Raw genomic sequence first — 1,482 nt, 5'->3', positions numbered from 1 at the left:
CTCGATCTCCCCCGTCCCCGCCCCCACCGCCTCATCCCCGCCGATGCCAGCCCGATCCCTCACGCCCGCCACACCGTCGAGCCGGGCCGGCGGCGGGAAGTGGCGCATCGCATCGGCACGGCCGTGGAATCAGCGACTGGCAACACCGGCGAGCCTAAGCTTCTCCTCCTCCCCTCGCTGCCCCTGAGGCCACCAGATGGGCGGAGCGGACCGCGTGATCACCGGCCGGTCCCCTCACACAGCGATCGCCTTGGCGATCCTCCACTCGCCGTCGACGGCGACGAGGGTGAGCACCACACGGTTCTGGTCCACCTTCTCCCCCGTGGTGTTGACGTTTCGCCGGTACTGGTTCACGTACAGCAGCAGTTCGACCCGGCTCGGCTCGGCGGTGATCACGCCAGCGGAGGAGACTTCCGGATGCGACAGCACTTCATCTATGAATCGGTGATCATGCGCGAGACGCAACAGCGGCGACGGACATCGCCGCCCTCGGCCTATCCAGGACCCCGTCGGTGGAACGCCTGCGAGCCCTGCGCGGGTCCAGGCGGCTGTTGAGCTGAGGGCTCAGGTGGACCGGGCGTGGCGTCGGGCGGCTGTCGGTGATTCAGGGCTAACTGTTCGCGCCGGCCCTCCCCGCCGAGCAACCCCCGAGCCTGGTCGCCGAGGCGAGGCCGCCGTGATTTCTGACGTCGCCGGCTTTGAGCCGGGGCCGAGGGTCGACTGCCCGTGTGTACGCGGCTGCGCGAACACGCCCTCCACACGACGCCGCTGAGTCGCCGGCGACCGTGCCCGCACCCGAGTCCGTCCTCGTCACAGCGTTTCCAGGAGAGGGCCGAATCCGCCGCGCAGGAATAGGGGCAGGTGTGGGAGAGTTGATTTCCACAGGTCGTTATTTTGCGTATTTCAGTAGTTGATCTTTTGACATCCGCGGATCAGGTCGCGCGGGTGGTTTCGTCTTCCTCTTGGGGCGGATGTGGCCGCCGGGGCAAACGGCTCGGATAGCCGCAGCGTGCGGCTCCCACTCCCGAGGAGGAGACATATGGCACAGGGCACTGTGAAGTGGTTCAACGACGACAAGGGCTTCGGCTTCATCTCCGTCGACGACGGCGGCGCCGACGTCTTCGTCCATTTCTCTGAGATCCAGTCGAACGGCTTCCGCAGCCTCGCCGAGAGCCAGCGGGTCGAGTTCGACATCGTGCAGGGCCAAAAGGGCCCGCAGGCAGCGGGCGTACGCGTCCTCTGAGCAATCGTGATCATGGCCGGGAACCCGTCGGGCTCCCGGCCATGTCGCTAACGGGCCAGCACAAATCCCACCACCGAATCTCAGACAGGAGTCGCATGGGCGCGACCAGTCCGCCGGCGGTCGTCGATCGCCGCGATGTCCCCCGCACCGTGAACGAACCCAAGCCCCTGCTCGCCGCGCCGCAGACCAGAGCAGGCGCGGTCACGATCTGGATCTTCGTCGTCACCCCGTTCATCGCT

General features: G+C 67.1%; 2 protein-coding genes. One reads left to right on the top strand and one right to left on the bottom strand.

Features of this window, described 5'->3' with window-relative positions:
- Positions 1-234 precede the first annotated feature (234 nt).
- The gene (locus C1I95_RS35600; protein ID WP_158566526.1) at positions 235-396 is read right to left on the bottom strand and encodes a hypothetical protein; all 162 of its coding nucleotides are present in this window, start codon (positions 394-396) and stop codon (positions 235-237) included.
- A 643-nt stretch (positions 397-1,039) separates the two neighbouring features.
- On the opposite strand from C1I95_RS35600, the gene C1I95_RS33865 reads away from it, so the two are divergent.
- Entirely contained in the window at positions 1,040-1,243 is a 204-nt protein-coding gene (locus C1I95_RS33865) for a cold-shock protein (protein WP_111220184.1), read from the top strand.
- Positions 1,244-1,482 lie beyond the last annotated feature (239 nt).

The organism is Micromonospora craterilacus, from assembly GCF_003236315.1.
Lineage (GTDB): Bacteria > Actinomycetota > Actinomycetes > Mycobacteriales > Micromonosporaceae > Micromonospora > Micromonospora craterilacus.
This window is presented reverse-complemented; position numbering and strand designations above follow the sequence as displayed.